The sequence below is a fragment of the Kitasatospora cystarginea genome (assembly GCF_039533515.1).
Classification (GTDB): Bacteria; Actinomycetota; Actinomycetes; order Streptomycetales; family Streptomycetaceae; genus Kitasatospora; species Kitasatospora cystarginea.
Window position 1 is genome coordinate 87,507 of record NZ_BAAATR010000012.1, and the last position, 25,545, is coordinate 113,051.

At 73.2% G+C, this 25,545-nt stretch carries 27 protein-coding genes; 14 read left to right on the plus strand and 13 right to left on the minus strand.

The window, feature by feature from the left end:
- The first annotated feature begins 39 nt into the window (after positions 1–39).
- On the plus strand, positions 40–1,125 hold the full coding sequence (locus ABD369_RS15750; protein WP_344637017.1) for an ADP-ribosylglycohydrolase family protein: 1,086 nt from the start codon (positions 40–42) through the stop codon (positions 1,123–1,125).
- A gap of 108 nt (positions 1,126–1,233) precedes the next feature.
- Positions 1,234–1,362 (plus strand): zinc-binding dehydrogenase, encoded by a 129-nt coding sequence (locus tag ABD369_RS15760; protein WP_344637126.1) that lies wholly within the window; start codon positions 1,234–1,236, stop codon positions 1,360–1,362.
- A 33-nt stretch (positions 1,363–1,395) separates the two neighbouring features.
- Here ABD369_RS15760 and ABD369_RS15765 read toward each other — a convergent pair whose 3' ends face one another.
- A complete protein-coding gene (locus tag ABD369_RS15765; RefSeq protein ID WP_344637018.1) occupies positions 1,396–2,808 on the minus strand; it encodes a cytochrome P450 in 1,413 nt (470 codons plus the stop codon).
- A gap of 112 nt (positions 2,809–2,920) precedes the next feature.
- Positions 2,921–3,991 carry an RNA ligase (ATP) gene (locus ABD369_RS15770; protein WP_344637019.1) on the minus strand — a complete coding sequence of 357 codons (1,071 nt, stop codon included), beginning with the start codon at positions 3,989–3,991 and terminating at the stop codon, positions 2,921–2,923.
- 263 nt (positions 3,992–4,254) lie between these two features.
- Between ABD369_RS15770 and modA the strand changes: the two genes are divergently transcribed.
- The 3 genes from modA (at position 4,255) to ABD369_RS15785 (ending at position 7,148) form a co-directional block, all read left to right on the plus strand.
- Complete coding sequence (modA, locus tag ABD369_RS15775) at positions 4,255–5,079, plus strand: molybdate ABC transporter substrate-binding protein (protein WP_344637020.1); 825 nt, start codon at positions 4,255–4,257, stop codon at positions 5,077–5,079.
- On the plus strand, positions 5,076–5,927 hold the full coding sequence (locus tag ABD369_RS15780; protein ID WP_344637021.1) for an ABC transporter permease: 852 nt from the start codon (positions 5,076–5,078) through the stop codon (positions 5,925–5,927). The genes modA and ABD369_RS15780 overlap by 4 nt, the downstream gene beginning before the upstream one ends.
- Before the next feature lie 156 nt (positions 5,928–6,083).
- Complete coding sequence (locus tag ABD369_RS15785; RefSeq protein ID WP_344637022.1) at positions 6,084–7,148, plus strand: ABC transporter ATP-binding protein; 1,065 nt, start codon at positions 6,084–6,086, stop codon at positions 7,146–7,148.
- A gap of 185 nt (positions 7,149–7,333) precedes the next feature.
- Here ABD369_RS15785 and ABD369_RS15790 read toward each other — a convergent pair whose 3' ends face one another.
- The 3 genes from ABD369_RS15790 to ABD369_RS15800 form a co-directional block, all read right to left on the minus strand.
- Positions 7,334–7,912: an AMIN-like domain-containing (lipo)protein gene (locus ABD369_RS15790; RefSeq protein ID WP_344637023.1), complete on the minus strand. Its 579-nt coding sequence runs from the start codon at positions 7,910–7,912 to the stop codon at positions 7,334–7,336.
- Between the two features lie 96 nt (positions 7,913–8,008).
- Positions 8,009–8,791 carry a peptidyl-tRNA hydrolase gene (locus tag ABD369_RS15795; protein WP_344637024.1) on the minus strand — a complete coding sequence of 261 codons (783 nt, stop codon included), beginning with the start codon at positions 8,789–8,791 and terminating at the stop codon, positions 8,009–8,011.
- A gap of 112 nt (positions 8,792–8,903) precedes the next feature.
- Complete coding sequence (locus ABD369_RS15800) at positions 8,904–9,830, minus strand: hypothetical protein (protein WP_344637025.1); 927 nt, start codon at positions 9,828–9,830, stop codon at positions 8,904–8,906.
- Positions 9,831–9,965: 135 nt separating this feature from the next.
- Between ABD369_RS15800 and ABD369_RS15805 the strand changes: the two genes are divergently transcribed.
- Both ABD369_RS15805 and ABD369_RS15810 read left to right on the plus strand, forming a co-directional pair.
- Entirely contained in the window at positions 9,966–10,337 is a 372-nt protein-coding gene (locus tag ABD369_RS15805) for a YbjQ family protein (protein WP_344637026.1), read from the plus strand.
- A 148-nt stretch (positions 10,338–10,485) separates the two neighbouring features.
- On the plus strand, positions 10,486–10,644 hold the full coding sequence (locus ABD369_RS15810; RefSeq protein ID WP_344637127.1) for a hypothetical protein: 159 nt from the start codon (positions 10,486–10,488) through the stop codon (positions 10,642–10,644).
- 38 nt (positions 10,645–10,682) lie between these two features.
- On the opposite strand, the gene ABD369_RS15815 is transcribed toward ABD369_RS15810, so the two are convergent.
- From ABD369_RS15815 to ABD369_RS15845, 7 genes are all read right to left on the minus strand, one after another.
- Positions 10,683–11,315, minus strand: a complete 633-nt coding sequence (locus ABD369_RS15815) for a hypothetical protein (RefSeq protein WP_344637027.1) — start codon at positions 11,313–11,315, stop codon at positions 10,683–10,685.
- A 237-nt stretch (positions 11,316–11,552) separates the two neighbouring features.
- The gene (gene paaE / locus ABD369_RS15820) at positions 11,553–12,623 is read right to left on the minus strand and encodes a 1,2-phenylacetyl-CoA epoxidase subunit PaaE (protein ID WP_344637028.1); all 1,071 of its coding nucleotides are present in this window, start codon (positions 12,621–12,623) and stop codon (positions 11,553–11,555) included.
- The gene (gene paaD, locus ABD369_RS15825) at positions 12,624–13,211 is read right to left on the minus strand and encodes a 1,2-phenylacetyl-CoA epoxidase subunit PaaD (RefSeq protein ID WP_344637029.1); all 588 of its coding nucleotides are present in this window, start codon (positions 13,209–13,211) and stop codon (positions 12,624–12,626) included. It lies immediately after the preceding gene.
- Positions 13,211–14,116 carry a 1,2-phenylacetyl-CoA epoxidase subunit PaaC gene (gene paaC, locus ABD369_RS15830; RefSeq protein WP_344637030.1) on the minus strand — a complete coding sequence of 302 codons (906 nt, stop codon included), beginning with the start codon at positions 14,114–14,116 and terminating at the stop codon, positions 13,211–13,213. Before paaC ends, paaD begins: the two co-directional genes overlap by 1 nt.
- A gap of 15 nt (positions 14,117–14,131) precedes the next feature.
- Positions 14,132–14,425 (minus strand): 1,2-phenylacetyl-CoA epoxidase subunit PaaB, encoded by a 294-nt coding sequence (gene paaB / locus ABD369_RS15835; RefSeq protein WP_344637031.1) that lies wholly within the window; start codon positions 14,423–14,425, stop codon positions 14,132–14,134.
- Complete coding sequence (paaA, locus tag ABD369_RS15840; RefSeq protein WP_344637120.1) at positions 14,422–15,405, minus strand: 1,2-phenylacetyl-CoA epoxidase subunit PaaA; 984 nt, start codon at positions 15,403–15,405, stop codon at positions 14,422–14,424. Before paaA ends, paaB begins: the two co-directional genes overlap by 4 nt.
- A 460-nt stretch (positions 15,406–15,865) precedes the next feature.
- Positions 15,866–17,098, minus strand: coding sequence for a M20 family metallopeptidase (locus tag ABD369_RS15845; protein WP_344637032.1), 1,233 nt, complete (start codon positions 17,096–17,098; stop codon positions 15,866–15,868).
- 1,495 nt (positions 17,099–18,593) lie between these two features.
- Between ABD369_RS15845 and ABD369_RS15850 the strand changes: the two genes are divergently transcribed.
- From ABD369_RS15850 to ABD369_RS15860, 3 genes are all read left to right on the plus strand, one after another.
- Positions 18,594–19,601, plus strand: coding sequence for an aldo/keto reductase (locus ABD369_RS15850; RefSeq protein ID WP_344637033.1), 1,008 nt, complete (start codon positions 18,594–18,596; stop codon positions 19,599–19,601).
- A 68-nt stretch (positions 19,602–19,669) separates the two neighbouring features.
- Positions 19,670–20,257 (plus strand): TetR/AcrR family transcriptional regulator, encoded by a 588-nt coding sequence (locus tag ABD369_RS15855; RefSeq protein WP_344637034.1) that lies wholly within the window; start codon positions 19,670–19,672, stop codon positions 20,255–20,257.
- 251 nt (positions 20,258–20,508) lie between these two features.
- Positions 20,509–21,414, plus strand: a complete 906-nt coding sequence (locus ABD369_RS15860; protein WP_425557628.1) for an ADP-ribosylglycohydrolase family protein — start codon at positions 20,509–20,511, stop codon at positions 21,412–21,414.
- A 57-nt stretch (positions 21,415–21,471) separates the two neighbouring features.
- Here the strand turns inward: ABD369_RS15860 and ABD369_RS15865 are convergent, their stop codons facing one another.
- Positions 21,472–21,738, minus strand: a complete 267-nt coding sequence (locus tag ABD369_RS15865; RefSeq protein ID WP_344637036.1) for a GlsB/YeaQ/YmgE family stress response membrane protein — start codon at positions 21,736–21,738, stop codon at positions 21,472–21,474.
- Positions 21,739–22,068: 330 nt separating this feature from the next.
- On the opposite strand from ABD369_RS15865, the gene ABD369_RS15870 reads away from it, so the two are divergent.
- The 4 genes from ABD369_RS15870 to ABD369_RS15885 all read left to right on the plus strand — a co-directional run bounded on the left by ABD369_RS15870 (position 22,069) and on the right by ABD369_RS15885 (position 25,170).
- A complete protein-coding gene (locus ABD369_RS15870) occupies positions 22,069–22,875 on the plus strand; it encodes a response regulator transcription factor (RefSeq protein WP_344637037.1) in 807 nt (268 codons plus the stop codon).
- Complete coding sequence (locus ABD369_RS15875; RefSeq protein WP_344637038.1) at positions 22,872–24,344, plus strand: sensor histidine kinase; 1,473 nt, start codon at positions 22,872–22,874, stop codon at positions 24,342–24,344. The genes ABD369_RS15870 and ABD369_RS15875 overlap by 4 nt, the downstream gene beginning before the upstream one ends.
- A gap of 188 nt (positions 24,345–24,532) precedes the next feature.
- The gene (locus tag ABD369_RS15880; protein WP_344637039.1) at positions 24,533–24,931 is read left to right on the plus strand and encodes a hypothetical protein; all 399 of its coding nucleotides are present in this window, start codon (positions 24,533–24,535) and stop codon (positions 24,929–24,931) included.
- The gene (locus ABD369_RS15885; protein WP_344637040.1) at positions 24,928–25,170 is read left to right on the plus strand and encodes a hypothetical protein; all 243 of its coding nucleotides are present in this window, start codon (positions 24,928–24,930) and stop codon (positions 25,168–25,170) included. Before ABD369_RS15880 ends, ABD369_RS15885 begins: the two co-directional genes overlap by 4 nt.
- Positions 25,171–25,545: the final 375 nt, after the last annotated feature.

Genomic DNA, 25,545 nt, shown 5'->3' on the forward strand with positions numbered 1-25,545 from the left:
GACGACCGGTCCACCGCCGGACTCTGCGATGATCTTGGCATGACCGACCTCGCACAGTTCGCCGACCGGGTACGCGGTTCGCTGCTCGGCGGCGCGGTGGGCGACGCCCTTGGCTGGCCCGTCGAGTTCCTCAAGCTGGACCAGATCCGCGACCGCCACGGCCCGCGGGGCGTGACCTCCTTCCCCGCCGACCGGCCGATCGAGGTCACCGACGACACCCAGATGACCCTGTTCACCGCCGAGGGCCTGCTGCGCTGCCCGCCCGGCGCCCATCTCGCGCCGACGATGTGCGCCGCCTACCAGCGCTGGATGTTGACCCAGCGGCTGCCACGGCCGGAGGCCGCGCCGGACGGGTGGCTGTTGGCCCAGCCCTTCCTGTACGCCAGCCGGGCTCCCGGCAACGCCTGCACCAGCGGCCTGATGGATCAGCGCAACAGCTTCAAGACCCCGGCGCCGTTCGGCAAGTTCGGCCCGGTCAACGCCAACTCCAAGGGCTGCGGCACCGTGATGCGCTCGGCCCCGTTCGGCCTGGCCCGGCTCGGCCCCGAGCTTTCCTTCGAACTGGCCGCCACCTGCGCCCAGTTGACGCACGGCCACCCCACCGGCTACCTCGCCGCCGGCGCCTTCGCGGCCCTGGTCGACCGGGTGGCGAACGGCACCGAGCTACGGCAGGCCGTGAACGAGACCATCGCCCAGGTCGCCGCCAAACCCCACGGTACCGAGACCGTCGAAGCGCTGCGCCGCGCGGTCACGGTGGCCGACACCGCTCCGCCCTCCGCCGAGGGGGTCGAGCAGGTCGGCCTCGGCTGGATCGCCGAGGAGTGCCTGGCCGTCGCGGTCCACTGCGCACTGCACGCCGCCCGGACCGGCGACGTGCGCCAGGCGCTGCTGCTGTCGGTCAACCACTCCGGCGACTCCGACTCCACCGGCTCCGTCTGCGGCAACCTGCTCGGTGCCGTCCACGGACTGGCCGGCCTCCCGCCGGAGTGGACCGGCACGGTGGAGGGCCGGGACACCATCGTCCAGGTCGCCGACGACCTGGTGGCCCACTTCGTCTACAACGACCGCTCCCGGCTCGCCGACCGCTACCCGCTGGACACCCCGGGCAACCACCTCCCGCGCTGATCCCGGCCCCGGACGCGGCCAGGCCGGCGAGTGCGCTCAGGCCGGGCCCGTCCGGGCGCCGAAGGTCCTGCGGTCGGCGAGCGGGGAGAACCCGATGGCACTGTGCAGGTGCTGACGCAGCGAGGTGCCGGTGTCCAGATCGACACCGCCGTACCGCTGGCCGAGGCCGCCAGGGCCCACGATCGCGGCGAGACCAACCGGGCCGGCGGCAAGATCGTCCTGGCCGTGGCGCCGTGAACCCTCGGGGCGCGCGGAGCCCGTACCGGCGCACTACTCGGTCGCCGGTACCGCTTCACGCGCCCCGCCGACGCGCTGCCGCGGCGTCAGCCGGATCCTGACCGGCCCCCGCACCTCCAGGGTGACGCCCTGGCCGAGCTGGACCGCGGCGTCCACCGTCTCCACCTCGAACGCCCGCAGGAGGACCGCGAGTCCGAGCACCGACTCCAGCATCGAGAAGTGCTGCCCGATACAGGCCCGCGGCCCACCGCCGAACGGGAACCAGGCGTACCGGTGCCGGGCGGCCTCGCGCTCGGGGGTGAACCGCTCCGGGTCGAAGCGCTCCGGCTCCGCCCAGTGCAGCGGGTGGCGGTGCACCGAGTACGGCACGACCAGCACGTCCGCACCGGCCGGGATCACCACCCCGTCCACCACGGACTCGGCCACCGAGCGGCGTCCGATCGCAGGAGCCGCCGGGTAGAGCCGCATCGCCTCCTTCAACACCTGGGTCAGATATGGCAGTTCGGCGAGATCACTCGCCCGTGGACGGCGACCGTCGCCCAGCAGCTCGTCCGCCTCGGCCCGGGCCCGGGCCTGCTCCTCGGGGTGCAGTCCGAGCAGTTGCAGCGCGAAGGTGAGCGAGGTGGAGGTGGTCTCGTGCCCGGCCAGCAGGAAGACGAGAACCTGGTCGCGCAGTTCGGCGGGGTCGAGTTGCTCACCGTCCTCACCGCGCGCGGCCGCGAGCAGCCCGAGCAGGTCGTCCGTCTCCCGCTCGCCGTCCCGTGTCCGCCGCCGGGCGATGATCTCGTCACAGACCCGGTAGAGCTCCCGCTTGGCCGCCATCGCCTGCCGGTTACCGGGGGTCGGCCAGTCGCGCGGGATGCGGACCGGCGAGAAGCCGCGCGAGACCGTGTAGTGACCCAGCAGGGGGAAGCTGCTGCGCACCGCCCTGATCGCGTCCTCCACGTCGGCGCCGAACAGGATCCGGGCCACGGTGCGCAGTGCGAACCGCGACATCTCCTCCACCGCGTCCACCACACCGTCGGCTGCTCCGCCCGCCACCGCCGTCCAGCGCTCGGCCAGGGCCTCGGCCTCCACACCGATCGCGTCCGCGTAGCCGTTCACCCGGCGCTGGGTGAACAGCGGCTGCACCAGGCGGCGCTGGCGCCGGTAGTCGTCGTCCTGCGCGGTGAGCAGACCGTTGCCGAAGCTCTCCCTGATCTCCTGGTAGATGGCGTTCTCCTTGCGGAAGTTCGCCGCCTGGGTGGCCAGTACCTGCTGGGCGCCCTCCGGTGATGAGACCAGGTAGAACTCCGCGCGCACCCCGGGCGGTCCGGCGCTGATCCGGGCCACGCCGCCGTGGTTCCGGCGGGCGTCCAGGTACACCCCGAGCGGGTCGCGGCGGAGGTCGAGCATGGAACCGATCAGCGGAAGTCCGGCCGGTCCGGGTATTCGAGTAGCAGGCATGGATGCTCCGATTGGGACGACTGTTCGCGCCCGCTCAAGCTATCCGAGCATCCGTCAGTACATAAGGGGCTCACGGGGGCGCGGCCGCGATCACGGCCGCGCCCGGCCGTACTCACTCGTACTCGGTGCCGCCCTTGCGGGTCAGGTAGCCGCCGCCGACCGCCTTGACGATCGCCCGGCCGCCCAGGACCGGGCTGTACCGCTCGGCCACCGGCCGGACCACCACGCCCTCCCTGGTGTGCAGTCGGCGGCCGGAGACCGTCTCCTTGCCTTCGGCCAGCTCCAGCACCCGAGCCGCGTCGAACGGGCCGCGCCACAACTCGGGGGCCAACGGCAGCTCACCCGCGAGCAGTCGGGGCGCGTCCAGCCAACGCAGCTGGCCGTCGATCACCACCGAGACGTCGAAGGCCGCGTACCCGGGCGGCTGTTCGGTACGGCTGGACGCCCCGTAGCCGAGGTCCTGCACGCCCTCGCCGAAGACCTCACCGAAGATCCCGACCCGGCTCGCCCCCAGCCGCTCGGCCAGCCGGGCGGCCAACTCCGGTATGCCGTAAGCCCGGACGGCGCGCCAGTACAGGTTGCGCTCGTCCTCCTTCAGCGCGAGTCCCTGTGCGCCGATCCCCTTCGAGGAGACCTGGACGGTGCCGGTGTCGGCGTGGAAGGTGAGCAGGCAGCAGCTGCCGTGCAGCTTCTCGGTGACCACCACCGGCTCGCCCGGCTCGAAGACCTCGGGGAAGCGCTTGAGGTTCTCGATGTCCACCCAGGGCAGCAGGTCCGGCGCCGACTCGACCTCGCCGCTCATCATGGTCGGCACCGGCGGCGCCCACTTGGTGATGCCGAGCAGTTCCGCGAAGTCCGTGCCCTGCTCGGCCGCCTGCGCCAGATCGACCCCGGCCAGGGCCCGGGGGCGGCAGACGATGCCCTGCGACAGCTCGCCGCGCAGCCGTACCGCCTTGACCCGGTCGGCCTTGCTGCCGGCGAGCCGGCCGGTCAGCCCCAACTCCTCGATCAGCTCCGGCGGCAGCACCGACTGCTCGGGGATGTAGCACGCGAAGTCCCCGGTCAGGTAGGCCCCCTTGGGCACGACCGCCCGGTAGAGGCCGATCTGCGCCAGCTCCAGGGCGTCCGCGTTCGGGTGCTCCAGGATGGTCAGGCGCTCGGCGGTGACCCGCAGTGTGGACATGGCGGTTTCGTCCTCCCCGTTTCGGAACGAAGTCGTCGGAATGCTCGGAAGTCGAGCGAGAACCACTCTGGCGGGCGCCCCGGACCCGGCGCCAGGGGTTTTCCGACCAGCCGGTTTGACTCTTCGCACATGCGGGCATGACCAGCGGTCGAGCCTGGCCTGTGCAATGAGACAGCGGTTACTGGAGCCGCAACTGCGGCACTATGATCGCCTCACCGTACGAACTCCCGCGTCCGCCGCGGCGCGGCAGAGGGGACCGCCGAATGACCACCATCCTGCGCCGCACCGCGATCGCCGCCGTCGCCGCCCTCGCCCTCGTCACCGGGCTCAGCGCCTGCGGCAGCGGCGGTTCCAGCAACGCGTCCGGCGGGGGCGACTCCTCGTCCGCCTCGTCCGCCTCGCCGTCCAAGGTGTCGGGCACGATCACGGTCTTCGCCGCCGCCTCACTGCAGGGGACCTTCACCGACCTCGGCAAGAAGTTCGAGGCCGCGCACCCGGGCACCACGGTCAAGTTCAACTTCGGCGGCAGCTCGGCCCTCGCCCAGTCGATCGTCTCCGGCGCCCCCGCCGACGTCTTCGCCGCCGCCAGCCCGGCCACCATGAAGACCGTCACCGACGCCAAGGACGCCGCGGGCGAGCCGAAGGTCTTCGTCCGCAACACCCTGGAGATCGCGGTCCCCAAGGGCAACCCGAAGCACATCGCCTCGCTCAAGGACCTGGCCGGCTCCGGCCTGAAGGTTGCCCTGTGCGCGAAGCAGGTGCCGTGCGGCTCGGCGGCCCTGACCGCGCTCAACGCGGCCGGCGTCAGCCTCACCCCGGTCACCCAGGAACAGGACGTCAAGGCCGCGCTCACCAAGGTCGAGCTCGGCGAGGTGGACGCCTCGCTGGTGTACCGGACGGACGTCCGGGCCGACGCCGGCAAGATCGACGGTGTGGACTTCCCCGAGGCCGCCAAGGCCGTGAACGACTACCCGATCGCCGCCCTCACCAAGGCGCCCAACGCGGGCGGCGCGGCGTCCTTCGTCGCCTACGTCCAGTCCGCCGAGGCCGGGCAGATGCTCACCGCGGCGGGCTTCCAGGCACCGTGAGCCCCACCCCGCCCGCTGCCGTCGCGCCCGACCCGGCCGTCTCTCCACGGCCGCGGGCGCGGCGGCGCTCCGCGCGCATCCCGTACGCCCTGCTGCTGCCCGCCCTGCTCGGGCTGGCCTTCCTGGTCCTGCCGCTGGTCGGGCTGCTCGTCCGGACGCCGTGGAGCTCGCTGCCCACACGGCTCTCCAGCACCGAGGTGTGGGACGCACTGCGCTTGTCGCTGATCTCCGCCACCGCGGCAACCGCCCTCTCGCTGCTGGTCGGCGTGCCGCTGGCCTGGCTGCTGGCCCGTACCGATGTCCCGGGCCGCCGGCTGATCCGGGCGCTGGTCACCCTGCCGCTCGTGCTGCCGCCGGTGGTCGGCGGGGTGGCCCTGCTGCTGGTCCTCGGGCGCAACGGCATCGTCGGCCGCTGGCTGGACTCGGCCTTCGGGATCACCCTGCCGTTCCACACCTCGGGCGTGGTGCTGGCCGAGGCCTTCGTCGCGATGCCGTTCCTGGTGATCAGCGTCGAGGGCGCACTGCGCGCCGCCGACCCCCGCTACGAGGAGGCCGCCGCCACCCTGGGCGCCTCCCGGCTGACCGCGTTCCGCCGGGTCACCCTGCCGCTGATCGCGCCCGGCATCGGGGCCGGTGCGGTGCTCGCCTGGGCCCGGGCGCTGGGCGAGTTCGGCGCCACCATCACCTTCGCCGGCAACTTCCCCGGCCAGACCCAGACCATGCCCCTCGCGGTCTACCTGGCCATGGAGTCCGACCCGGAGGCAGCCATCGCGCTCAGCCTGGTCCTGCTCGCCGTCTCGATCACCGTCCTCGCCGGTCTCCGCGACCGTTGGATGGCAACGCCCTGAAGGCGGTGCGGCCAAAGCCCGGGGCGCCGCCCGATCGCCCCTCCTGCACGGCCGGGCCCCGCACCGCCCCTCGCTGCACTCCTGGAGCCGCCCGGCCCCCGTGCCGCCGATCGTCCACCCGCCCCACCGAGAGCTCCACCTGACGGAGAACAGCCGATGACCCCGCCTCCCGCCCTCGACGCCCAGCTGCGGATCGACCGCGGCACCTTCCGCCTCGACCTCCCGCTGACCGCGGCCGCCGGCGAGGTCCTGGCACTGCTCGGGCCCAACGGCGCCGGCAAGTCCACCGCCCTGCGCGCGCTGGCCGGCCTGCTCCCCCTCACCGAGGGGCACCTGCGCCTCGACGGCACCGCCCTGGAGGACCCGGCCACCGGCCTGCACACCCCGGCCGAGTCCCGCCCGGTCGGCGTGGTCTTCCAGGACTACCTGCTCTTCCCGCATCTGAGCGCCCTCGACAACGTCGCCTTCGGCCTGCGCTGCCGGGGCGTGGACAAGAAGACCTCCCGCGCCCAGGCCAGGCCCTGGCTGGAGCGCCTGGGCCTGGCGGAGCACACCGGGAGCAAGCCCCGGGCGCTCTCCGGCGGCCAGGCGCAGCGGGTCGCGCTCGCCCGCGCCCTGGCCGTGCGGCCGCGTCTGCTGCTGCTGGACGAGCCGCTGGCCGCGCTGGACGCCCGCACCCGGCTGGAAGTACGGGCAGAACTGCGCCGCCGGCTCGCCGAGTTCGAGGCGGTGGCGGTGCTGGTCACCCACGATCCGCTGGACGCGATGGTGCTGGCCGACCGCCTGGTGGTGATCGAGGGCGGCCGGGTGGTGCAGACCGGGACACCATCCGAGATCGCCCGCCACCCGCGCACCGACTACATCGCCCGACTGGTCGGCCTCAACCTCTACCAGGGCAGGGCCGACGGGCACACCGTCACCCTGCCGGACGGCGAGAAGCTGGCCACCGCCGAGGAGCTGGCCGGGCCCGCCTTCGTCGCCTTCCCGCCCGCGGCCGTCACACTGCACCGCACTCGCCCCAGCTCCAGCGCCCGCAACGTCTGGCAACTGGAGGTGGCCGGTCTCGACCTGCACGGCGACCAGGTGCGCGTCGACCTCACCGGCGCACTCCCGCTCGCCGCCGACCTCACCCCGGCCGCCGCCGCCGAACTCGACCTGGCCCCGGGTGCCACGGTCTGGGCCACCGTCAAGGCCGCCCAGACCCACGCCTACCCGGCCTGAGGTCGGGCCCCGGTCGCCCGACCAACCGGTCAACTTCCGGCACCGAACGTCACATTTCATGCGCGCTTGGTAGTTGTCGACACGGGCGGGAGGTGCGTGCACCGACAGACGCGCCTCCCGGCGGCTGCCCCGTGGCAGCCCCCAAGGCGTCCGGCTGACCGTGAACCGCCGGGGGCGGTTCACGGTCAGCCGGTGGCACCCCAGTCGTGGGCCACGTCCACGACCAACCGGTCGTCGAGCTGGAAGACCCGGAACGGGAGCCGGGCCCGCACACCGACGCCCAGCTGCGTGTAGCCCTCGAAGCTGCCCGCGAACTGGGCGTCGGTGAAGGCGCGGTAGCCCGTGAGGTCCACCCCGGGCAGCGGCTGCCCGACCCGGCCCGGGTAACTCGGCTTGCCGGCGCCGAAGTCCATGGCGGACGCGTTGAGCACGACCTCGAGGACGGCCCCGCCCTTGACCTGTATCGGCGTACCGGAGCCCTGCTGGAGCAACTGGTCCACGTACTGGACGTGGTAACCGACCCGGCGGCTGTCGGACGCGCCGGGCACATCGAACACCAGCCGGTCGTAGCAGGGGTTCTGCCCGGTACGGATGTTCACCAACTGGTTCGAGGTGAATGAGGAGTCGTTCTTCGGCAGACTGCCCCAGTCAGCCGCGCACTGGGCCGCCGCGGGCCGGGTGGCCGCCGAGGCCACGGCCGGTACCGCCGCCGCCCCCGCCACCGCGAGGGCGAGTGCCACGGGCACCGTGGTCCAACGTCGCATGTTCCGTCTCCTGGATAGAGGTGGATATCCCTTTTCCGGAAATACGCGCACGGACGGTCGCGGGTTGCACGGATCGGCCGATCAGTTGACTCTTCGTCAGCTCTCCCGCAGCGCCGGATGTTCGGCGACCACGGTACAGCTCCCGGGGGCGATCTCCGTGAAGCCCGCGTCACGCACCACCGGCAGGCCGCCGCCGGCCAGCCGACCCCAGTCGGCGGGGCTCGCAGTACGGACGGCGAGCGGGAACCCGGCCTCGGCCCACTCCTTGCGCTGGGTGTCGTCCAGCCGCCACCAGGCCAGCTGGGCGGCGTGCCCGGTCTGCGCCATGGTCTTGCCCGCGCTCATCTCCAGCTCGGGGTTGAGCCACAGCACCGGGACCCCGGGCGCGGGTTCGGCCGGAGGCTCGACGTCGTCGAGATCGGTACCGGAGACCTGGAGCTTGGCCAGCTCCTTCGGCCAGCCGTCCAGCGGGATCGGCGGGAAGACCCGCACCTCGGCGCTCTCCCCCGCCACCGTGATGCCCGGCAGTTCGCTCGCCTTGCGCCACTCGCCGCCCCTGGCCCGCCGGACCACCTTGCGGATCCGGGCGTCCTCCCAGGCCGCGACCCGCTCGGCCCACTCCCCTTCGGCGGCGGTGACCCGCTCGTCGGCGAGCAGCGCCAGCACCGCGCGCGCCGAGGTCTCCAGCGCGTCGGTACGCCCCGGCGGGGTGGCCCGCTCCAGCCGGACCAGCAGTGGCAGCACGTACTGCGGGCGGTCGTCGCGGGGATCGGCCGCGGCCCGCTCCGGCTCGGCGAGCGCGCTACGGCCGCCGTCGTTCGGTTCGACGGCGGCCGGGGTGTCGGCCGCCAGGTTGTCGGCTTCGTTGGCTGAGGTCACCTCACCAGGATGCCAGGCCGCCTCCGCTCTCCCGCCGGGCCCCCGGGCCGCCCCGGGAGGGCCGGCGCGAGTCCGCCGGATCAGTGCCGACGCCGTTCAGCGGCGACGCCGTTCAGCGCCGGTAGCCGCGCGCGGGGTCGCGCTCCTCCGCGTCCTCGTACGGCAGGAACCAGCCTTCCGGGTGGGTGGCGGCGAGGAGTTGATCGGTACGGTCGGTGGTGTCCAGGTCCGGGTCGCCGTCGTCCGGGCCGTAGACGCCGAACAGCTCGTCCACGCAACCGTCCCAGTCGTAGTCGTACAGGTCCACCGGCAGGTCGCCCATCATGTCGGCGACCGCCTGCGGCTGGGCACCGAGCAGTTCACGGGCGTCCACCAGGGCCAGCCGCAGGGCCAGTTCCTCGGCGAGGCAGCGCGGCAGCGGCCACTCGCCGAGCGCCAGGTCCTCGGCCAGGTCGTCGAAGGTCCTCGCCAGCGCGCGGCGCCAGCTGCGGTGCATGCCCCAGGTCCGGCGCGGGAGGCGGGCGAGGACGGCCCAGTCGTGCTCCTCCTCCTCGATGACCGGCTCGTCCTCGTGCTCGTCCAGGTCGTCGTAGGCGGCGTCGGCCAGGGTGATCAGCTGCGTGTGCAGCAGGCACGCGGTGCGCGGGGTGAGGGTCCAGTCGCCGACGGCTCCGCCGCTCTCCTCCGCCTCCAGCGGGAAGAGCTCCGCGAAGTCGGGGGCGAAGTCCTCGGTGACGCTGATCTCCAGGGTGCCGCCGAGCGCCTCTACGCCGGGGATGGTGGAGACCAGCCGGTCCGGATGGAGCAGCGCCCCGAGCGCCGCGTTGGCGTCCTCGGAGACCTCGCGCAGCAGCGCCGCGCGCTGGCCCTCCGGGTCCACGCCGTCGAAGTCCAGGTCCTCGACGACCGCCCGCGCGGCGGCGCGCAGCGCGGGCCAGTCGGTGATGCGGATACCGAGAACCACGGTGGCCTCCACCTCCGGCACTCCGGAGTCCTCCGCCGCGCCCGGCCCCTGTGGATGATCGTTTCGCTCGCCCATGGGGCTACCGTACGGCTTTTTCGGGTGGCGGTTCACCGGTGCAGTGAGAGGATCTTCTGCCTGTTCCGAAAGATTGTCCGCCCGTTCGGCCGTGTCCTCGGCGTGGCGTTCCACCCGGTAGGACAGGATGGCGGTATGAGCAACATTGCAGAGTACGGCGGCGGGCAGGAGCAGGGCTCGGCGGTCCTGGTGGTCACCACCAACGACGTCCCCGGGTACCGGGTGGACCGGGTGATCGGCGAGGTCTTCGGCCTGACCGTGCGCAGCCGCCACATCGGCACCCAGATCGGCGCCTCGCTGAAGTCCCTGATGGGCGGTGAGCTGAAGGGTCTGACGAAGACTCTGGTGGACAGCCGCAACCAGGCGATGGAGCGGCTGATCGAGCAGACCAAGGCGCGCGGCGGCAACGCGGTGCTGGGCATGCGGTTCGACGTCACGGAGGCGGCCGACCTCGGAACGGAGATCTGCGCCTACGGCACGGCCGTGGTGATCTCCCCGGCGTCCTGACCCTGACTCGTCCGGAGAGGGTGCTTCCCGCGCGGCAGCACCCTCTCCGCTCGTCCCGGCCCGTCCCGGGACCTGGCGAGCTCGCCAGGAACCTCCCCGGCCAGGCGCGATGTGGGAAGGAATCCGCCGCAGCCGATGTTTCATTGGCGTGATCCGGGCCACCGCCGACCCCCGCGTCCACCTGGACGGCTACGGCCCCTCGACCAGCACCGTGGGCGCGAACCGGGCCGGACGGGCCGCCGTCAACGCCATCGTGAAACTGCTCGGCGAACCGTCCGGTGCCAGGGTCGAGGTGCAGCCCTCATAGCGGTGCGGCCGTCCTGACCGGGCGTCTCGGCAGCGGCGTCAGTTGTGCACCCGGCCGATCACGGCGTTGACCAGCGGCGCGAGCCGGTCCTCCAGATGCTGGAAGTCGCCGCTGTGGCCGTCGGACCACTGGGCCATCCCGACGAGCATCGCGTTCCCCATGCCCGCGAACTGCTGGACCAAGCCGCTGTCGGCCGGCAGCGCCCGCAGTCCCGAACCATCCGGGGGAAGCTGGACCGCCACCTGGAAGTCGGTGGGGTCGGCACTGAGCGCCATCGTCACGTGCACCGCGTCCACCGGGTCCTTCATGGTGAACAGCGCCAGGTTGTACTCGTTGTTGTCGGCGTCCTTGTAGTACGCCAGGTCGACGCCGAGGCAGCCGTGGCTCTGCGTGATCAGCCCTGCCAGGGTGGGCCCGACGGTGTCCGCCCCGGTGCACTTCGGGTTGGTGGTCTCGGCCACCCGCGTGAAGCCCTGGACCTGGTCCGGAAAGACGGAGAGCGGCACCGTCGCGGTTGCCAGGGTCATCGTGGACGGCGCCCCGGAGCGGGCCGCCGGGGCGTGGGCTGTGGCCGTCGGCGCGGGCGCCGCCGTCTGCCCCACCGGGTGGGCCGACCAGGCCAGGTACGCCACCAGGCCGGCCGCGACCGCCAGGCCGCCCAGAACCGCCACCGGCTTCAGCCAACGCCGCCGGTGCTGCGGCGCCTGTGCGGCCGCGGCCTGCCCGGCGTCCGTGCGTTCAGCCGCGCTGGGCTCCCGTATCGCGTTGTTCTTCTCGAATTCCCTGACGAACTCGTCCCACAGCTCGTCCCGGTCTCACGTTCGGTCACGGCGGAACCCTAGTGATCGTCAGGCCGGTTGGAAAACCGGGCCCGGCGGGGGCGGACCGGGGCTCGTCGACGCGGCCGGTCAGCGGTCGAAGTCGACGGTGACGCGGTCGGAGACCGGGCGGGCCTGGCAGGTCAGGACGTAGCCGGCGGCCACCTCCTTGTCCTCCAGGGCGAAGTTGCGGCGCATGGTGACCTCGCCCTCGGTGACCAGCGCCCGGCAGGTGCCGCAGACGCCGCCCTTGCAGGCGAACGGCAGGTCGGGCCTGGCCCGCTGGGCCCCGTCCAGGATCGAGCGGTCGCGCGGGAGGGCCAAGGTGCCCGAACGGCCGTCCAGAACCACGGTGACCTCGCTCGACGCGCCGTCCACCGCACCGTCCTCGTCCACACGCTCGGCGACCGGCTCGTCCTCGGCGTGGAACAGCTCCTGGTGCACCCGCTCGGCGGGAACGCCCAGTTCGGCGAGCAGTTCCTTGGCGCCGGCCACCATGCCGTAGGGGCCGCAGAGCCACCAGTGATCGGTGTGCTCGACGTCCACCAGGGCCTCCACCAGGGCCCTGACCCGCTCCGGATCGAGCCGCCCGCTGAGCAGCTCGGCGTCACGGGTCTCCCGGGAGAGCACGTGGAGTAGCTGGAAGCGGCCGAGGTGGCGGTCCTTCAGATCGGCCAGCTCGTCGGCGAACATCACCGTGTCGCTGCGCCGGTTCCCGTAGAGCAGGGTGACCTCCGAGCCCTCGTGCGCGGCGAGCACCGAGCCCGCGATGGACAGCATCGGCGTGATCCCCGAACCGGCCGCGAGCAGCACATGCCGTGCGGGAACGCCCAGTTCGGGGCTGAACAGGCCGGACGGCGGCAGTACCTCGACCCGGTCACCGACCGCCGCCTCGCGCACCAGCCAGCGCGAGAACAGCCCACCGGGCACCTCCCGGACGGCGATCCGCAGCGGTCCGCCGACCGGCGAGCAGATCGAGTACGAGCGGCGCTCGTCCGCGCCGTCCACGATCCGGCGGAGCGTCAGCGTCTGGCCCGGGCGGAACGCGAACTCGGGGGCCAGCTCCGGCGGCACCTCGAAGGTGACCGCGACCGCGTCCTCGCAGAGCGGCTCCACCGCCCCGATGGACAGCTCGTGAAAAGCCGGTCGGCGGACGGACATTCAGATCTCCTTGATCCGGTCGAAGGGCTCACGGCAACTGCGGCAGCGCCAGAGCGCCTTGCAGGCGGTGGAGCCGAAGCGGGACAACTCCTCGGTGTCGGCGGAGCCGCACTGCGGGCAGTGCACCGACCGCCGGGTCGGCCCGAGCCGCAGCACACCCGGGCGGGCGGGCCCGGGCTGCGGTGGGGCGATCCCCGCCTCGGCCAGCTTGCGGCGGCCGGCCTCGGTGATCAGGTCGGTGGACCACGGCGGGTCGAGGCGCAGCCGGACCCGGACCTCCGGGTAACCGGCGGCGCGCAGCCGGGCGTCCACGTCGGCGGCCATCTCGGCGACCGCCGGGCAGCCCGAGTAGGTCGGTGTGAGCCAGGCCGTGACGGTGCCGCCCGCCTCCTCGACACCGCTCAGCACGCCGAGGTCGGCCAGGGTGAGCATCGGCAGCTCCGGGTCGGGCACGGCCGCCGCGATCTCCCAGGCGGTTCCCGGACCCGCGGTACCGGCGGGCGCGGTGTGCGTGGACGTTGCGGTCGCAGGCACGGTGGTCGCGGACGCGGTGCGCTGCGCCGGGTCGTGGCGCGAGGTCGCGGTCATCACCAGGTCGCCCCCGGGTGTGCGCGGGCCACCACCTGCAGTTCGGCGAGCAGCGGGCCGAGCGCCTCGGTGTGGACGCCGTCGCGGCCGGCCCGTCCGCCGACGTATGCCAGCGGCGGGGCCTGCGGCACGGTCAGCCGGGCCTCGGCGATCACCTCGCCGAGCTCCCTCAGCACGCCTTCGCGCAGCTCCGCCGGATCCACGCCGAGCCGCAGCTCCACCGGGTGCGGGGTGAACAGTTCCTCGAGCAGCGGCCAGAGGGCGTCCAGCGCCGTCTGCATCCGCCGGGCCGAGTACTCGGTGCCGTCGCCGAGCCGCAGCGTCCAGGCGGTGGCGTACTCGCGGTGGTAGGCCAGTTCCTTGACGCCGCGCGCCGCGACGGCCGCCAGCACCGGGTCGGCGTGGCCGCTGAGCCGCTGGTAGAGCGCGTGGCGGGCGGTGGCGAAGAGCAGCAGCCGGGCGACGCAGTGCGCGAAGTCGCCGTTCGGCGTCTCGACCAGGCGGACGTTGCGGAACTCGTGCTCCGCACGCCAGTACGCGTAGTCGTCCTCGGTGCGGCCGGTGCCGTCCACCTGGCCGGCCCGGGTGAGCAGCAGGCGGGCCTGGCCGAGCAGGTCGAGACCGAGGTTGGCGAGTGCGACCTCCTCCTCCAGCTCGGGGGCCCGGGTGCACCACTCGGTCAGCCGCTGGGCCAGGATCAGGGCGTCGTCGCCGAGCATCAGACAGTAGGTGCCGAGGTCGCTACCGTCGATCCCCGGCGGCAGCGCGGTGTCCACACCGAGCAGCGGGTCCGCGAAGCCCGTCCCGTACGCCCAGCGGGCCTCGCCCTCGGGCTCCGGGGACGCCTCGGAGAGGGTCAGGTAGACGTGGTCGTCGGTGGCTGACGTGCTGGTTCCATCGGTCATGGCGTGTGCTCCCCGTCAGATGTGCGGGACATCCTCGGGGATGTCGTAGAAGGTCGGGTGGCGGTAGACCTTGTCACCACTGGGGGCGAAGAACGGGTCCTGCTCGTCGGGGGCGGAGGCGGTGATGGCGTCCGAGCGGACCACCCAGAGGCTGACGCCCTCGTTGCGGCGGGTGTAGAGGTCGCGGGCGGCGAGCAGTGCCATCCGGTCGTCGGGGGCGTGCAGCGAGCCGACGTGCACATGATTGAGGCCGCGCCTGGGGCGCACGAACACCTCGTACAGCGGCCAGTCGGCCTTGGTCCCGCTCATCGTCCTGCCCCTTCGTCCTCGTCCCGGTGGTCGCCGGCCCCGCCGGCCCCGGCTTCCGCTCTGCGCTTTGCCGCGTACGCGACGGCCGCCTCGCGCACCCAGGCGCCGTCCTCGTGAGCGGCGCGGCGACGCTCGACTCGCTGGGTGTTGCACGGACCCTGGCCCTTGATCACCTGCTTCAGCTCGGACCAGTCGGGCTCGCCGAAGTCCCAGCTGCCGCGCTCCTCGTTCCAGCTCAGGGCCGGGTCGGGCAGGGTGACGCCCAGGTGCTGGGCCTGCGGCACGGTCATGTCGACGAATCGCTGCCGCAGCTCGTCGTTGGTGTGGCGCTTGATCCGCCAGGCCATCGACTGGGCGGTGTTCGGTGAGTCGTCGTCCGGTGGGCCGAACATCATCAGCGACGGCCACCACCACCGGTCCACCGCGTCCTGCACCATCCGGCGCTGGGTGTCGGTGCCGCGCATCAGCGTCATCAGCAGCTCGTAGCCCTGCCGCTGGTGGAAGGACTCCTCCTTGCAGATCCGCACCATCGCCCGGGCGTACGGGCCGTAACTGCAGCGGCAGAGCGGCACCTGGTTGCAGATCGCCGCGCCGTCCACCAGCCAGCCGATCACCCCGACGTCGGCGAAGGTGAGGGTCGGGTAGTTGAAGATGGACGAGTACTTCTGCCGGCCCGAGATCAGCTTGTCGGTGAGCTCCGCCCGGTCCACCCCGAGGGTCTCGGCCGCGGCGTAGAGGTAGAGGCCGTGGCCCGCCTCGTCCTGCGCCTTGGCCAGCAGGATCGCCTTGCGGCGCAGCGAGGGGGCCCGGGTCAGCCAGTTACCCTCCGGCTGCATCCCGATGATCTCGGAGTGCGCGTGCTGCGCGATCTGCCGGACGAGCGTCGCCCGGTAGGCGTCCGGCATCCAGTCCCGTGGCTCGATCCGCTGCTCGGCGGCCACCACCGTCTCGAAGTGCCCCTCCAGGGGCTGATCGACCATCTGCGGTGCCGACACTGCACCCACCTCCCGACTGACCGTTCGGTCGGCACCATTCTGTGCGTCGAGCCGAGGAATGACAAGAGATGGCGATCACCGGTGGTCTGCCCTGGCGTGATCTACGGCGTTCTGCTGCGATTTGCCATGGTCTGCCGCGTTTGGCAAGCGGTCGTTTGGCAACGACGGCTTGGTGATGGCCTGCGGTATTGGAGCAGGGAATCGCGCCCGACCACTTCGAATGGCGGGCCGAGTACCCCGGGGTGCGGCTCTGCTTGATCAGCTGCGTGCGCGACGACCGCGACGGCCCGCCGCCGCGGTGGTGCAACGCCACTCACTCACGCAGTTGGTCAAGCGGAGCCTCACCCTCGGAGCAATGTCCGGCCGTCTCCGCGGCCGAACGACTGCCGCCGACTTCCGCAGGCCGCCGCCTCACCGCACGGCCGCCTCCGGGCAGCGGCGACGGCTACGGCCGCTCGCGCAGCCGGGGCAGCGGGACTGCGAGCAGCCCTGCCAGGAGGGCGATGCGCGGGGCGAGTTGGTCCACCCGGATGTGCTCGTCGCGGGCGTGCGGACCGGCCCCGACCGCGCCGAGGCCGTCCAGGGTCGGCAGACCGCGCGCACCCGCCAGGTTGGTGTCACCCGCGCCACCCGCCGGAGCACCGTCCAGCTTCTGGCCGAGAGCCGCGGCCAGCGACCGCACGTGCCGCAGCAGGGGGTTGCCCGAACGCTCCGGCCAGGCGGGGCGGCTGGAGAGCACCTCGGTCCGGACCCGGGCGCCCGGACGCAGGGCGGTGAGGTGGGCGAGGGTGTCGAGGGTGTTGCGCTGGGCCTCCGCGGTGGCGAAGCGCAGACCGAGTTCGGCCTCGGCCCGGCCGGCCACCACATTGGCCCTGGTGCCGCCGGTGATCCGGCCGGCGTTGAGTTCGGTACCCGGAAGCCTGGCGAGACTGCGCACCGCGACCAGCTGATCGACCAGTTCGTCTACGGCCGAAACGCCCTCGGAGGCGTGGTTGCCCGCATGCGCCTCACGGCCGGTCACGGTCAGCCGCACTCTGGTGCTGCCGCGCCGCGCGGTCTTGAGCCGGCCGTCCGGGTGCGGCGGCTCCAACCCCAGGACGGCTGCGGCCCCCGGCAGTTGGCGCTCCACGAGCTTTCGTCCGTCCGGGCTGCCGACCTCCTCGTCAGCGACCACCACCAGCCGGACCGGCCGGTGCGGCCGCTCGCCGAGATCGGCCAGCAGCGCGAACGCGCCTTCGAGCAGTGCCAGACCGGCCTTCATGTCCAGTACACCGGGACCACTGAGCAGTCCGTTCTCCTCCTGGACCGGCCAGTCCTGGAGCGTCCCGACCGGCCAGACCGTGTCGTGGTGGCCCACCAACAGGAGGTGCGGCAGGGTCTCGTCCCGGCCGGCCCAGGTGAGCAGCAGATGGTCACCGGCCGGCCCAGGCTCGCGACGGACCTCGGCCCCGGTGGCGCGGAAGCCGGCGGCCAACTCCTCGGCCAGGACGTCCAGCCGGGGTGCGTCTCCGGACGGCGACTCCATCCCGGCCAGATCGACGCAGCGGCGGCGGACCGCACCGGCCAGCGTACGGGCACGGGCGCTCAACGCCTGCGGAAGTCCGGGCAGCGCGGCCGTGCCGATGCACTCGCCGGCCGCTGCGGTGCCCTCGGTCCCGGCCGCGACACCGGCCGTCATCCCGGCCGTCGTCCCGGCCGTCGTGCCAGTCGTCGAGCCAGTCGTCGTGCCAGTCGCCGCCCCGGCGGTAGCCCCAACTGCCGCTCCGGGCACCGAAGGCCGTAGGACTGCCGTACGAGCGGACGATGCCGAGACCGCTGCCGTGGCGGCGGTGACCACGGCGGCACGGGGCGCTATCGGGCTCGAACTCGCGGACTTCGGGGCGGCCGCGCGCGCACCGCCACTGTCGGCCCCGCCGACCCGAACGCCTCGGGCACCGACCGGACGCGGGTGTGCTGCCGCGTACGCGCTCACGGTCTGCGGCCCGGCCGGACGGGAACTCCCGGGCCGGACACCCGAACCGGCCCCGGGTCCGGACTTCGCACCGGAACCGAAGCTCCCACCGGCACCGGCCCCTTGACCCGAGCCGTGCACGGAGCCGGGCGCGGGCCCGTGAGCCGGACCGGGAGCAGACCCGGCACTGGAGCTGGAACTCGGACTGGGGCCGCTACTCGGACTCATCGGACGCCTCCCCGATCGCCGCCGGTATAGCGGCACCGGCAGCCGCAGGCTCGGTCGGGCAACGCCGGTTGGTGCGACCTCGGGCTGGGCAACACTGCGTCCTCCTCGCTCGGTCCGGCAGCCCCGGGTGGACCCGGGGGCCGTGGACGGCAGCCCCCTGACCCATCGGTGCACTCGGGGCGCCGGTGCAGGGGAAGCCGAGAAGTGAGCCTAGAAGATTGGTTCGTCCCCTTGCGAGGTGCCCCGAGTACTGCGTCGCATCGGCCACCGGGCGAGGACGGCGGCCCGCCGGGGCGGTTCCCGGTCGGGCACGGAGCCCGGGCCTGGGCCAACGCACGAGCGCGGTCGCGGGATCGCGCCCACTTCCACCATGGACCTCCGTCGGCATCACTGCACAGCGAAGCCGCAACGCCCGGCCGATCCACGTCCGATGAGTGATGAGCACTCAGCGTTTGGTACCAGATCGGCGACCAGGGGAGGAACGACCGGCGCGTACCGCTTCACGCCGTTCCAGGACTTCGAGCCGGGCGCAACCGGCAGGCGGCAGGCGGCAGGCCCGGATTCCGGCGCGCGGTGTCACGGTCGGCAACGAACCGATGACTCATCGACGGCGATCGCGGCTGCCGACGGCCGCCACCTTACGACGGACCGCGCCCGGCAGTCGCCCCGCGGTCGACGGATGCCCGGGGTCGAGTGACGGGCGGTCGGTGGGTCCGGCAGCGGAGAACCTGTCCGGCAACGGACGCCTGGCAACCGGCGGCAGGCGGCAGGCGGCAGGCGGCAGGCGGCAGGCGGCAGGCGGCAGGCAACGGTCGACCGATGCCCCATGGCCGATGACTGATGACTGATGACGATCGCCAGATGTCGAATGACAGATATTGAAATCTGTCATTCGACATGCCATAGTCGATACCGCAGGCGGACTCCCGCCCGCATCCGATCCGCACCCGCACATCGCGCCCGCGCCCCCTCCGCACTTCCAGGAGCAGACTCCGTGAGCACCGCCCCCACCCGCGCCACCCTCGGCGCGAGTTCCTTCACCGCCTCCGCCCTGGGCCTTGGCCTCATGGGCATGTCAGACCTCTACGGCGCCGCCGACGAGGCCGAGAGCATCGCCACCATCCACGCCGCCATGGATGCCGGGATCACCCTGCTGGACACCGGCGACTTCTACGGCATGGGCCACAACGAGCTGCTGATCCGCGAGGCGCTTCGCGGCCACAACCGCGAGGACGTCGAGATCAGCGTCAAGTTCGGCGCCCAGCGCGGCCCGGACGGCAGCTGGCTCGGCATCGACAGCAGCCCCGCAGCCACCAAGACGGCCCTGGCGTACACGCTGCGCCGCCTGGGCACCGACCACATCGACGTCTACCGCCCGGCTCGACTGGACCCGAACGTGCCGATCGAGGAGACGGTCGGCGCCATCGCGGAGCTGGTCAAGGCCGGCTACGTCCGCCACATCGGCCTGTCCGAGGTCGGCGCCGAGACCCTGCGCCGGGCCGCCGCGGTCCACCCGATCAGCGACCTGCAGATCGAGTACTCGCTGCTCTCCCGCACCCTGGAGGCCGAGGTGCTGCCAGCCGCGCGCGCTCTGAACATCGGCGTCACCGCGTACGGCGTGCTCTCCCGCGGCCTGCTCAGCGGCCACTGGACCAGCGACCGTGAGGTGAGTCCGGCCGACTTCCGCGGCCACAGCCCGCGCTTCCAGGGGGAGAACCTCAACCACAACCTCCGCCTGGTGGAGGCGCTGCGGGTGATCGCCGAGGCCAAGGGCGCCACCGTAGCCCAGGTCGCCATCGCCTGGGTCGCCTCGCGCGGTTCGGACATCGTGCCGCTGGTCGGCGCCCGCCGCCGGGACCGCCTGGCCGAGGCCCTCGGTGCGCTGGACGTCACGCTGACCACGGCCGACCTCGCCGCCATCGAGGCAGCGGTCCCGGCCGGTGCGGCCGCCGGCGACAGGTACGCTGCCGCACAGATGGCCCACCTCGACAGCGAGCACTGACACCGGTCAGGCCCGTACCGCGGCGAGCCACCGCCGGCCCGCAACCGCACTGAAGGACGTACCCCGCCGTGACCACGGACAGCGCACTCACTCCCGAGCAAATCCTGAGCGCGGCGGAGGACGTCCTGCGGCGGTTCGGTCCGGCCAAGGCCACCGTGGTGGACATCGCCCGCACGCTCGGTGTCAGCCACGGCAGTGTCTACCGGCACTTCCCCAGCAAGGCCGCGCTCCGCGAGGCGGTCACCCAGCGCTGGCTGGACCAGGCGCACCACACCCTGGCGGCGATCACCGCGGAGCGCGGCCCGGCCGTGGAGCGCCTGCACCGCTGGCTGGCGACGCTGTTCGCCGCCAAGCGCAAGAAGGCACTGGACGATCCCGAGCTGTTCGCGACCTACATGACGCTGGTCAACGAGCTCTCGGCCACCGTCGAGGCGCACATCGAGACGCTCACCACCCAGATCGCCACGATCATCCAGGACGGCATCCACCAGGGCGAGTTCCGTCCGACCCACGTGGCCACGGCCGCGCGCGCCGTCTTCCAGGCCACCGCCCACTTCCACGACCCGGTACACGCTGCCGAGTGGGCCGACCCGAAGTGCGAGACCGACTTCGAGGCCCTCTGGAACCTGCTCCTCACCGGCCTGCGCTCGCGCTGACACCCCGCGTCGGCGCCGGCACCCGCAAGCTCGCACCGGCCCCGGGCAGCCGGGAGCCACCGCTCGGCAGGCCCACGCCTGCACCCGGGCCCGACACGGCCTGCGCCCGACACGGCCTGCGCCCGACACGGCTCCGCCCAACACGGCCTCGCGCCTGGCGTGGCCCACCGCCCTCCCGGAATCCAGTCGCGCGCGGCCGGGGCGAGCGGGCACGATGTCCCCCACCGAGTTGATCTCACATGGAGGATGACGTGCTTGCTCCCTGGTCGGCCCTCGACAGTCTGCGGGGCCTGGCCCTCGGCGACGCCTTCGGCGACCGCTGGTTCAGCGTGGACAACAGCGAGGCCGACGCCCGCCTCGCCGCCCGGACGGTCCGCGAGGCGCCGTGGCACTGGACGGACGACACCGCGATGGCGCTGGTCCTCTTCCAGCACCTGCTCCAGTACGGCGAGGTCAGGCAGTCGGAGCTGGCGCGGGCGTTCGCCGAGGCCTACACCGCCGACCCTGCACGCAAGTACGGGCCGTCGATGCACCAGGTGCTGCGGCAGATCCACGAGGGCGGTGACTGGCAGGCCATCACCTCGTCGATGTTCGGCGGCCAGGGCTCGCACGGCAACGGCGCTGCGATGCGGGTCGCGCCGCTGGGCGCCTGGTTCGCCGACGACCTGGACCGGGTCGCCGAGCAGGCCGAACTCTCCGCGCTCACCACGCACTTCAACCCGGAGGCGGTCTCGGGGGCGGTGGCGGTCGCGCTCGCGGCGGCCTTCGCGGCCCGCAGCCGGGGCGAGGTGGCACCCGACCGGGTCGAACTGCTGGGCCGGGTCGCCGAGTTGCTGCCGGATTCCGACGTGCGCTCGGGCCTGCGGATCGCGGCCCGGTTCCCGGCGGGTACCTCCATCCGGCATGCGGCGAGTGTGCTCGGCTCCGGGCTGCAGATCTCCGCGCAGGACACCGTGCCGTTCGCACTCTGGTGCGCGGCAGGGCAGTTGGACTCGCTGCCGGAGGCGATCTGGGACACCCTCGGCGGCTGGGGCGACATGGACACCACCTGCGCCATCGCGGCCGGCGTGGTCGCCGCCCGCACCGGGCTGGCCGAGGTACCGCCGAGCTGGACCGCGGCGCAGCAGGAACTGCCCGACTGGGTCCCGGTCGCGTGATCCGGTGATCGGCCGACAGGGTGGTGGGTCCGCGTCAGCGCGGACCCACCACCTCCGTCAGTCGCGGGAGTTGCCGAAGAGCAGCCGGTAGGCGATCAGCAGCACCAGCGAGCCCGCGATCGCCGCGCCCCAGGTGGCGGGGTCGTAGAAGTGCTTGGCCACCGACCGGTGCAGGAAGGTCGCCGAGAGCCAGCCACCCACGAAGGAACCGGCGATACCGATCAGGGTGGTGCCGATGAGGCCGCCCGGGTCACGTCCGGGAAGCAGGATTTTCGCGATAGCCCCGGCCAGCAGGCCGAGGATGATCCAGCTGATGAATCCCATACGTCTCTCCAACCCTTCACCGCGCCGCTCAGGCGCAGCCTTACTGCCAGCGAGGACGCGTCCGACCGCCGGTCGGTTCCCGCCCCGGTTCCCGCCGAGCCGTACCGGACCACCGCACTCGCCGCTCCCGGAGCCCGACCCGGCCCCCGCGCCCCATCCCGGGAACGAGCCCGGCCCCGAACCCGGACCCGAACCCCACCCCGGGCCCGATCGCCCGGGGGAAGCATGAGAGGGTCGGGCGCCCGGAGCGGCCGCGCGCGAGCAGCCGCCACCCGGCAGCCACGGGTGATCCGCCGCGGGCGGGCAGGCGAGGAGGAGGGCGGCGAGGCCATGACCACCGGACGGGTACTGATCGCGGACGACGACGCCGCCATCCGCCGCTCGCTGGAGCGCGGACTGCGACTGAGCGGCTTCACGGTGCTGGTCGCCGAGGACGGACCCGGTGCGATGCGCTTGCTGGCCGGGGCGGGGGCGGGGTCCCCACCGGACGTCGTGGTGCTGGACGTCTCGATGCCGGGCCTCAGCGGGATCGAGGTGTGCCGGGCGCTGCGGGCCGGGGGCGACGACACGCCCGTGCTGATGCTCTCGGCGCTGGACGAGGTGACGGACCGGGTCGCCGGGCTCCAGGCCGGGGCGGACGACTACCTGGTGAAGCCGTTCGCGCTGGAGGAGCTGGTCCTGCGGATCAGGGCGCTGCTCCGCCGCCGGACACCGGCGCCCACGGCCGGGCCGGCCGAACCGCCGCGACCGGAGGTGCTCCGCGCCGGACCGCTGACGGTCGATCCCGCCACCCGCCAAGTCTTCCGCGATGGCGTAGAACTCCAGCTCACCAGACGGGAGTTCGAGCTGCTGGTACAGCTGGTGCGGAACGCCGGGCTGGTGCTCACCAGGGACCAGCTGCTCGACCGGGTCTGGGGCTACGACTTCGAGGTCCGGACCGACGCCGTGGACACCTTCATCAGCTATCTGCGCCGCAAGCTGGAGGCGGACGGACGGCCTCGGCTGATCCACACCGTCCGCGGCGTCGGTTTCGTCCTGCGCCCGCCGAGCGTTCGGGAAGAACCCGGCCGTCCGGCCGCACCAGCGCCGGACGGCACCGGGCAGGCCGAAGGCACCGGGCAGGCGGTCGGCCGATGAGACTCTCGACCCGGATCGCGCTCTCGGTGACCGCCCTGGTGCCGCTGCTGGTGCTGGCCGCCGGGCTGCTGGTGCTGGGGCTGGTCGGCCGCGACCTGCGGCACCAGCAGGACACCCGGCTCCAGGACCGGGCCTCGTTGGTGAAGCCGGACGTGCGGGCGCTGCTCGCCGCCGACCAGGGCGGCCGACCCCAGGCCGAGCAGAACCGGCACCACAAGGTGCTCGCCGACACCCTCGACGCGGGGATCCGGGTGGCGGCGGCGGACGGCACGGTGCTCCTGACCGGCGGCCCGCAGCCCGCAGCCCCGGTGCGGCTGCCTCCGGCGACCGCGGGCGGTCCGGTCACCATCCGGGACAAGGCACGTGCCTGGCGGGTCCTGGCCGTCCCGGTGGACGGCCCGGCTTCCGGGACGCTCTGGCTGCTGACCCCGGCCTCGGCCACCGAGCCCGAACTCGCGGCGGTACGCCGGCGGGTGCTGCTGGTTGCCCTGGTCACCGCACCGGTCTCCGGCCTGCTGGCCTACGCCGTCGCCGACCGGACCACCGCCTCGCTGCGCCGGCTCAGCCGCCGGGCGGGCGAGTTGGACCCCGGAGCGGGTGCGGCCGGCTTCGCCGCCCAGCACTCCGGCGTCGCCGAGGTGGACGAACTCGCGCTCTCCATCGCCGGGTTGCTCACCCGCTACGAGGAACAGGCGGGGCGTACGGCCCAGGCGTTGGACACCGCGCGGTCGTTCTCCTCCGCGGCCTCGCACGAGCTGCGCACCCCGCTGATGAGCATGCGCACCAACCTGGACGTGCTGGCCGCGCACCCCGACCTGCCGGCCGAGGAACGCGACGAGGTGCTGGGGGACCTGCGGAGCGAGCACGCCCGACTGCTGGATCTGCTGACCGCGCTGCGCGCCCTGGCCCAGGGCGACCTGGTCGAGCTGACCGCGTTCGGCCCGCTGGACCTGGCCGAGTTGACGGACGCGGTGGCGGGCGAGACGGCGCGGCGCAGCCCGCAGGCCGAACTCTGCTGCGAGCTGCCGGCCGAGCTCCGGATCTTCGGCTGGGAGGCGGGGCTGCGCATCCTGCTGGTCAACCTGCTCAACAATGCGGTGGTGCACGGACGTTCGGCCGATTCCACGGTACGGATCGCGGTACGGCTGCGCGCCGAGGGCGCGTTCGCGGTGCTCACGGTGGACGACGGCGGGCCGGGTATCCCGCCCGACGGGCGGGACCGGGTCTTCGCCCGGTTCCACCGCAGGCCGGGCAGCCCGGGTTCGGGACTCGGGCTGACCCTGGTCGCGCAGCAGGTGGCACTGCACCGGGGCACGGTTTCGGTCGGGACACCGCCCCGGGGCGCGGGCTGCCGGTTCGAGGTCCGTCTGCCGCTGCCCGCCACCGACGCCCCGCCACCGCGTCTCCCCGTCCGCCGCGACTGGCTCTCGGGTCAGGACCGCGGCTCGGATCCACGCACCGGGGTCTGACCGGGCCTTCGTTCCCGGTACCGGCCGCAGCCCAGCCCGACCAGCGCGCCGAGAGCCTGCCAGGGCGTTCCCGGTACCGGCCGCCGCACGGATCCGACTCACAAGGAATCCACAAGAACCGTCGCTACCTTCCAGCCCGGCCGGTCCGCGAAGGGCCGGCGTCTCGTGGCACTGGAGGAGATTCAGCCATGTTCCCGAACCGCAAGGCCACCGCCGCACTCGGCGCGCTCACCCTGGCCGGCGCCCTGTTCGCCGCTGCCGCTCCCGCCCAGGCGGCGACCAAGCCGGCCCCGAAGGGGGACGGTGCGGTGGCCATCTGCAAGCGCCTGCCGCAGACCGAGAAGCGGCTCAGCGCCGCGATCACCCGGCTGAACGGTGACGCCACCGTGCCCGGTTCGATCGCCCGGATGGAGCAGCGGGTGGACAACGCCAAGTCGGCCGGCCACACCGAGATCGAGAAGTACCTGAGCGACCGGCTCGCCTACCGCAAGAGCCTGCTGCCGAACCTGCAGAGCCGCCAGACGGACCTCAAGTCCGTGGCGACCTGGTGCGGGGCGCACGGCCACGGTACGGCGGCGGGCCAGTGACCGTACGCCGCTCCGCCGCCACCCTGCTGGCCGTGCTGGCGCTCGGCTCGACGCCGCTGCTCACGGCCTGCGGACCGACCAGCGCCGCACCCGCGCCGACGGCCTCGGTGACGCCGGCGCCGGCGGACGGGGCGTCGGACGGCAGCGCGGACCCCCAGCTGAAGGACATGCAACAGAAGGTGGACGCCGCCGAGAGCGCCGCCGCCCAGGCGGACGCGGACGCGACCAAGGACAACTGAGCCTGCGCGGCGCCGAGGTCCGCCCCGGCACCGCGTCAGCGCCTCTTCCGGCCGGCCTGCCCCGTCTCCCCCGGGGCAGGCCGGCCGCTTGCGGATGCCCGACCGCGTTCGGATACCGGCCCCGACTCGGCCGAGCAGGCCACGAGGAGCACCGTCGGTGGCGAGCGCGGCAGGGTGACCGCCAGGCGGTCCGCGCTTGACGCGCCGGGCCCGGCTCCGCGACGATCAGCCCATGGACACCGGCACCACCCTGGTCTGCCGCCTGCACGTCGATCTGCGACGCCAGGCGAGCGACATGTGTGCCCGCTGACCCGTCTCCCCGCCCTGTGACGTCTGCCAGGGCCTGAGCCGCGCTCTCGCCTCACCCTCTCTTCG